The organism is Dermacoccus sp. UBA1591 (genome assembly GCF_002322065.1).
Classification (GTDB): domain Bacteria; phylum Actinomycetota; class Actinomycetes; order Actinomycetales; family Dermatophilaceae; genus Dermacoccus; species Dermacoccus nishinomiyaensis.
In genome coordinates, this window is the sequence record NZ_DCNR01000094.1 from 16,367 (window position 1) to 24,029 (window position 7,663).

The 7,663-nt window shown below is 69.2% G+C and carries 6 protein-coding genes and 1 pseudogene; 6 read left to right on the plus strand and 1 reads right to left on the minus strand.

The genetic code is table 11. From position 1 onward, the window contains the following. A pseudogene (locus tag B2284_RS10400) lies at positions 1-400 on the plus strand (Fic family protein); the annotation flags it as partial. A 90-nt stretch (positions 401-490) separates the two neighbouring features. Then, positions 491-925: a PASTA domain-containing protein gene (locus B2284_RS10405; RefSeq protein WP_074045799.1), complete on the plus strand. Its 435-nt coding sequence runs from the start codon at positions 491-493 to the stop codon at positions 923-925. 174 nt (positions 926-1,099) lie between these two features. Here the strand turns inward: B2284_RS10405 and B2284_RS10410 are convergent, their stop codons facing one another. Continuing rightward, positions 1,100-1,615: a GNAT family N-acetyltransferase gene (locus B2284_RS10410; protein WP_083607231.1), complete on the minus strand. Its 516-nt coding sequence runs from the start codon at positions 1,613-1,615 to the stop codon at positions 1,100-1,102. Between the two features lie 339 nt (positions 1,616-1,954). Here B2284_RS10410 and B2284_RS10415 point away from each other — a divergent pair, with 339 nt between their 5' ends. From B2284_RS10415 to B2284_RS10430, 4 genes are all read left to right on the plus strand, one after another. Next, positions 1,955-3,532 (plus strand): carboxyl transferase domain-containing protein, encoded by a 1,578-nt coding sequence (locus B2284_RS10415; RefSeq protein ID WP_040014862.1) that lies wholly within the window; start codon positions 1,955-1,957, stop codon positions 3,530-3,532. A 5-nt stretch (positions 3,533-3,537) separates the two neighbouring features. Further along, on the plus strand, positions 3,538-5,667 hold the full coding sequence (locus tag B2284_RS10420; protein ID WP_136788561.1) for an ATP-binding protein: 2,130 nt from the start codon (positions 3,538-3,540) through the stop codon (positions 5,665-5,667). Positions 5,668-5,822: 155 nt separating this feature from the next. After that, entirely contained in the window at positions 5,823-6,998 is a 1,176-nt protein-coding gene (locus tag B2284_RS10425) for an acyl-CoA dehydrogenase family protein (RefSeq protein WP_115296551.1), read from the plus strand. Positions 6,999-7,088: 90 nt separating this feature from the next. After that, positions 7,089-7,634, plus strand: coding sequence for a MaoC family dehydratase (locus B2284_RS10430; RefSeq protein WP_237723897.1), 546 nt, complete (start codon positions 7,089-7,091; stop codon positions 7,632-7,634). The last annotated feature ends 29 nt before the right edge of the window (positions 7,635-7,663 follow it).

The following is a 7,663-nucleotide window of genomic DNA, read 5'->3' on the forward strand; positions in this document are numbered from 1 at the left end:
TCGGATCGCACACGAACTGCACGAGATTCGTGCGGACTGGGACGACAAGGTCACCCGCGCACGCCGGGAGCGCGGCACCCGCACCAGACCGCGCGCCGACTCCGCCACCGCCAGGGTGCTCTCGCAGCTTCCCGCGACGCCTGTGCTCACGGCCGCCACCGTCGCGAGCATCCACGACGTCTCCGAGGTGGCAGCCATGCGCGCTCTCGACGAGCTCTGCTCGGCGGGCATTCTCGAGACGAAGTCGATCGGCGACGCTCGTCGCGCCTTCGTCTGCCCCGGCGTCCTCGACACCATCACGTGGGCAGAGCGTCGCCTCGCCAGCACCACGTTCGACACCCGTGCCAGCGCCCCGCTGCCCGGAACACCCGCGGCTCCCGCTCGCAGGACCGCGGGCTGACGGGCAGTCGACCCGGCCGCGCGACGGCTTCGTCGCGCCACGACGCTCGAACCCCGCACGGGGCCGCGCTGCGACCGATACCCTCGACACGTGAACAAGACCAGCCTCCTCGCCCTGACCGCGGTCCTCGCCCTCGCCGGTTGCTCGAGCAACGACACCGACAAGGCCGAGGACGCCGCAACCAGTGCTGCGTCGCAGGCCACGAGCGCGGTGGCGAGCGCAGGCTCCGCAGCATCGAGCGCAGCCGGCGAAGCCAGCTCCAAGGCCGTCGGGGCACAGGCCGAGCCGTTCACCATGCCCGACGAGACCGGCAAGACCTTGCAAGCCGCGCAGGACGACGTGCAGCGGGTCTCCGGCAACCCGCTCTACGTCTCGCACTCGGACGACGCGCTCGGCACGAGCCGCCCCCAACTGCTCGACAAGCACTGGAAGGTCTGCTCACAGACCCCTGCCGCCGGAACCGAGGTCAAGGACGGCGTCGACGTGCGGTTCAAGACCGTCAAGCTCGACGAAACCTGCCCCTGACGCAGGGCACCGGCGCCCGGCACCGGGTGCCGCGTTATGCCGGTCATGCCGCCACAGCGCAGAAGCGAACTGCGGCACCCCGTCAAGAAACGACACTGCGGCCCACACGCGCCGCGCGAGTCGGCCGTGCTCGCGGCTACCCCTTCAAACGCGATGGCGCGACACGCCCGGCCGTCACCCCAGGCGCGCGAACGGCTCGGGGTAGGTGAAGACGCCGCGGGCCCCGGCATACGCGGGGCTCGCGGCGTCACCGTCGCGCCCCCAGCCGCCCGCGAGAGGACGCGCCTGGAAGAACTCGCCCCACGCCGGGTCGGCGCTGATGCCGAGATCCGCAGCCTGTACGAAACCGAACCACGCGTAGTAGCCCGGTTCACCCGGCAGGACGATGACGCTCGCACCTGCCTGACGCGGCGCGTCCAGGGTCGCCTCCATCAACTGTGACCCGATGCCCTGCCCCTGCCTCGACGGCTCGACCGACAACGGCCCCAGCCCGAGCGTCGGCGCCCCGTCGAGGTCACCCCAGGTTGCCATCACGTGCCCGACGATTCTGTCCCCATCGAGTGCGACGAACGCGAACCTCGGGTCGTACGAAGCCGATTCGCGAAGCCAGCCCACGAGCGCCGCACCCGCTCCCGCAGCCGCACGTCGCCACGGCCGAGCTTGGTTCGTGAATTCATCCCTGCGAGTCATCAGATCCCCCTGGTCCCCCGCGGCCGTCGCAGCCTCGACGGCCGCCGCCAACCGGCCGCGCACATGCGCACCTCACTCACCAGGACGCTCGCCTCGCCGACTCGTAAAGCCCTTGGCACGAATGCGACACGGACGGTTGACGACGCCAGCCGCCACAAGCGGCCCACCGCCCACCGCTCACTGCGACGACTCCCGCCACGTGCTCGGGCGAGGACACCCGGGCAGACCTCCCCGCTCACCACACTTGAGTTAATTGTGATTAACTGAATGCGCGAGTGACGCAGGTCACCTGATCGCTCGCACCGACCGTCCCACCGACGTCACGGGGTGAGCGAACGCATGGCCTTCGACCAAGCCGCCAACCGAGCCGAGCATCTGCGCCTGCTCGACGATCTGAACGACAAGCTGGCCCGCGCTGCGAAGGGTGGCAGCGACAAGTCGCGCGAGCGCCACGTCGCCCGCGGCAAGCTGTTGCCGCGCGACCGCGTCGAGACGCTGCTCGATCCGGGCAGCCCGTTCATCGAGCTCGCGCCCCTCGCCGCCGACGGCATGTACGACGACGAGTGCCCCGGCGCCGGCGTCATCGGCGGTATCGGCCGCGTCGAGGGTCGCGAGTGCGTCATCGTCGCGAACGACGCGACCGTCAAGGGCGGCACGTACTACCCGATGACGGTGAAGAAGCACCTGCGCGCGCAGGAGATCGCGCGCGAGAACAACCTGCCGTGCATCTACCTCGTCGACTCCGGCGGAGCGTTCCTGCCCAAGCAGGACGACGTGTTCCCCGACCGCGACCACTTCGGCCGCATCTTCTACAACCAGGCGACGCTGTCGGCGAAGGGCATTCCACAGATCGCCGCCGTCATGGGTTCGTGCACCGCCGGCGGCGCCTACGTGCCCGCGATGAGCGACGAGACCGTCATCGTGCGCGAGCAGGGCACGATCTTCCTTGGCGGCCCGCCGCTGGTGAAGGCTGCGACGGGCGAGGTCGTCACGGCCGAGGATCTCGGTGGCGGCGACCTGCACTCGAAGGTCTCAGGCGTCACCGACCACCTCGCCGATGACGACCACGACGCGCTCATGACGGTGCGCAGCATCGTCAGCACGCTCGGGCCGAAGCCCGAAACCCCTTGGCGCACCGTGGAACCGCGCGACGCCGTGCATGATCAGGAACGCCTCTACGACGTCGTCCCCGTCGACCTGCGCACACCGTACGACGTGCACGATGTCATCGAGACGATCGTCGACGCCGGCGAGTTCCACGAGTTCAAGGCCGAGTACGGCAAGACGCTCGTCACCGGGTTCGCGCACATCCACGGCCACCCCGTCGCGATCATCGCGAACAACGGCGTGCTGTTCGGCGAATCCGCGCAGAAGGGCGCGCACTTCATCGAGCTTGCCGACAAGCGCAAGACGCCGCTGCTGTTCCTGCAGAACATCACCGGTTTCATGGTGGGCCGCGAGTACGAGGCCGGGGGCATCGCCAAGCACGGCGCGAAGATGGTGACGGCCGTCGCCTGCGCGCGCGTACCGAAGTTCACCGTCGTCATCGGCGGCAGCTACGGTGCCGGCAACTACTCGATGTGCGGGCGCGCTTACTCGCCGCGATTCCTGTGGATGTGGCCCAACGCGCGCATCAGCGTCATGGGCGGTGAACAGGCCGCGAGCGTGCTCGCGACGGTGCGCGGCGACCAGCTCGAAGCCGCCGGCACCCCGTGGAGCGACGACGACGCCGAGACGTTCAAGGCCCCGATCCGCGAGCAGTACGAGACGCAGGGCAACCCCTACTACTCGACCGCCCGCCTCTGGGACGACGGCGTCATCGACCCCGCCTCCACCCGCGACCTCGTCGGACTCGCCCTCGAGGCCTGCTCCGGCACCGACCTGCCCGACGTCAGCTACGGCGTCTTCCGGATGTGAGTGAGATGACCTCGAACACGACCTCCGCCCCCGACGCGAACGTCGAGAAGCGCGACATCGCAACGGTTCTCATCGCCAACCGCGGCGAGATCGCCGTCCGCGTCATGCGCACGCTGCGCCGCATGGGCATCCGCAGCGTCGCCGTCTACACCGACGCCGACGCGAGCGCGCTGCACGTGCGCGAAGCCGACGTCGCCATCAACCTGGACCGTCTCGACGTTGCGCGCGGTGACGCCAGCGCCCCGGTTCGCACGAACTACCTCAGCATCCCCGCCGTCATCGAGGCGTGCCGCATCAGTGGCGCCGACGGCGTGCACCCGGGCTACGGGTTCCTGTCGGAGAACACCGCGTTCGCGGCTGCGTGCGAGGAGGTGGGCATCGCCTTCCTCGGCCCCGGCAGCCGCGCCATCGAGACGATGGGCGACAAGATCACGGCGAAGACAGCCGTCAGCGCGTTCGACGTGCCCGTCGTGCCCGGCCTCGCCCGACCCGGCCTGAGTGACGACGAGCTCGTCGCGGCCGCGAGCGAGGTCGGTTTCCCCGTCCTCATCAAGCCGAGCGCCGGCGGCGGCGGCAAGGGCATGCACGTCGTCGAGCGTGCCGAGGACATGGCCGACGCCGTCGCGCGCGCCCGTCGGGAGGCCGCCTCGAGCTTCGGCGACGACACGCTGTTCCTCGAACGGTTCGTGCTGCGCCCGCGGCACATCGAGGTGCAGGTCATCGCGGACAAGCACGGCAACGTCGTGCATCTCGGCGAGCGCGAGTGCTCGCTGCAGCGCCGTCACCAGAAGGTCATCGAAGAGGCACCGTCACCGCTGCTCGACGACGCCACGCGTGCACGAATCGGCGAAGCGGCCTGCAACACAGCACGATCCGTCGACTACGTCGGTGCGGGGACGGTCGAGTTCATCGTCAGCGCCGACGCGCCCGACGAGTTCTTCTTCATGGAGATGAACACGCGCCTGCAGGTCGAGCACCCCGTCACCGAACTCGTCACAGGCCTCGACCTCGTCGAGTGGCAGGTGCGCGTGGCCGCCGGTGAGCCGCTCGGGTTCACGCAGGACGACGTGACGCTGACGGGCCACGCCATCGAGGCGCGCGTGTACGCCGAGGACCCGGCGCGCGGCTTCCTACCCACGGGCGGCGAGGTCATCTCGCTGTCCGAGCCGACGGGCGCCGGGGTGCGCGTCGACTCGGGGTTGCGCGTCGGCACGATCGTCGGCAGCAACTTCGACCCGATGCTGAGCAAGGTCATCGCTTACGGCCCCGACCGCGCGTCCGCCCTGCGAGGCCTCGACGCGGCCTTGGCGAAGACGCACATCGGCGGCGTCGTGACCAACATCGATTTCTGCCGCTTCCTGCTCGCCGACCCCGACGTCATCGCCGGGCGCCTCGACACCGGCCTGCTCGACGCGCGCGTCGCCGACTACGTCGCCACCCCCGCGCCCGACGGCGTGCTCGTCGCCGCAGCGTCGGCCTCGTTGGGGCTCGCCGGCGGTGGCGACCTGTGGGCCGGGCGAGACGGATGGCGCACCGGCCACAACAGCCCGCGGCGCGCCCGCTTCGCCGTCACCGACCCGAGTGAGGATGCGAGCGGCATCGTCGAGGTCGCCCTCACCCACCACCGCGACGGCGAGGACGTCACGATCAGCCGCGACGTGCCCGCCTCCGTGACGGCGGCCCGCGGCGACGGTGAGTCGACGCGACTCGCCGTCGTGATCGCGGGCGACGACACCGGCGACGGAACGCGATTCGTCATCGACGCCGACGGCGAACGCCGCACGTATCGCACCGCGATCTCGAGCGACAAGAGCGGCACCCGCACGGTGTGGGTCGACTCACCAGACGGGACGTTCACGCTCAAGGAAGCACCACACGTCAGCCTGCGGTCGTCGGCTGCGGCCAGCGCCGGTGGTGACATCACGAGCCCGATGCCGGGCGCCGTCATCGCCGTGCAGGTCGCCAATGGTGCCAAGGTCGCGGCGGGTGACGTCGTCGTCATCGTCGAGGCGATGAAGATGGAGCACTCCCTCACCGCACCGATCGACGGCACCGTCGAAGTTCTCGCCCCCGCAGGCACTCAGGTGGCCGTCGACGAGGTGCTCGCTCGCATCACACCGCCCGGCGCCTCCTGACCACCTCCCTCTTCATCCCACCCCGCTCTTTCCGCCTCTTCAGCCCCCCGCCGAGCCCTGATCCCCCGCCGAGCCCTGACCCTCCGCGTGCAAGCGCACCCGGGTGCACTTGCACGCAGAAGGGGTAGACGCCCACACACCCGTAGGAGACCGCCATGACCGACTTCATCGCGCAGGGCAATCTGCCCGACGAGTACGCCGACCTCGCGAAGGGCGTGCGCGACTTCGCGCAGCGTGTCGTCGCGCCTGTGTCGGCGCAGCACGACAAGGACCACACGTTCCCGTACGAGGTCGTCTCCGGCATGGCCGAGATGGGCCTGTTCGGCATCCCGTTTCCCGAGGAGTTCGGTGGCATGGGCGGCGACTACTTCGCCCTGTGCCTCGCGCTCGAGGAACTCGCGAAGGTCGACCAGAGCGTCGCCATCACCCTCGAGGCGGGCGTCGGGCTCGGCGCGATGCCGATCTACCGCTTCGGTTCGCAGGAGCAGAAGGAGCAGTGGCTACCGATGCTCGCCTCCGGTGAGGCGCTCGGCGGCTTCGGTCTGACGGAGGCCGGCGCCGGTTCTGACGCGTCCGGCACGCGCACGACGGCCAAGGAAGACGGCGACGAGTGGGTCATCAACGGCTCGAAGCAGTTCATCACCAACTCGGGCACCGACATCACGAAGCTCGTGACGGTGACGGCGGTGACGGGCGAGTCGCAGACGGCTGATGGGCGCGTCAAGAAGGAGATCTCGACAATCATCGTGCCGGCGATCACGCCGGGTTTCACGGCTGAGCCCGCCTACGACAAGGTCGGTTGGAATGCCTCCGACACGCATCCGCTGTCGTTCTCGGACGTGCGCGTGCCGAAGGCGAACCTGCTCGGCGAACGCGGTCGCGGGTACGCGAACTTCCTGCGCATCCTCGACGAGGGCCGCATCGCCATCGCGGCGCTGGCGGTCGGGGCGGCGCAGGGATGCGTCGACGAATCGGTGAAGTACGCAAAGGAACGTCAGGCGTTCGGGCACGCGATCGGTGAGTACCAGGCCATTCAGTTCAAGATCGCCCGCATGGAGGCACGGGCTCACACGGCGCGTTCGGCGTACTACAACGCCGCGGCACTCATGCTCGCCGGCAGGCCGTTCAAGAAGGCCGCGTCGATCGCGAAGATGGTCGCGTCGGAGGCCGCGATGGACAACGCCCGCGACGCCACGCAGATCCACGGCGGCTACGGCTTCATGAACGAGTACGTCGTCTCGCGTCACTACCGCGACTCGAAGATCCTCGAGATCGGCGAGGGCACCACCGAGGTGCAGCTCATGCTCATCGCCCGCGAACTGTCCTTGTGACCCCCGATGTTGCCCGGGTTTCGGGGCGCGGGCGCCCCGAAACCCGGGCAACATCGACTCGACGAAAGATCGACTCGACGAAAGGCCGTCATGCCCCTTCATGAAACACCCCAAGACGCCTCGAGCGACGACGCCGCTACCGGCCCCGAATCGGGCGAGCGACAGCCCAAGCGCATCACGCAGCGCGGACTGTGGTTCGAGGAGTTCGAGGTCGGCGCGATCTATGAGCACCGCCCCGGACGCACCGTCACCGAGGCCGACAACGTGCTGTTCACGACGCTGACGATGAATACTCAGGCCCTGCACCTCGACGCCGAGTACGGAGCGGGGACAGAATTCGGCGAGCGCCTCGTCAACTCGATGTTCACGCTGTCGACGCTCGTCGGGCTGTCGGTCGCCCAGCTGACGATGGGAACGATCGTCGCGAACCTCGGGTTCAGCGAGATCAGCTTTCCCAAGCCGATGCGCCACGGTGACACGATGTACGCCGAGACGCTGATCGAGGACAAGCGCGAATCGAAGTCGCGCCCCGGCCAGGGCATCGTCACGCTGCGGCACGTCGCGAAGAACCAGCTCGGTGACGTCGTCGCCGTCGCGGTGCGTCAGACGCTCGTGAAGTGCGCGCCGTCGGCCTGATGCACACCTGGTGACGGTTGGGGTGGATG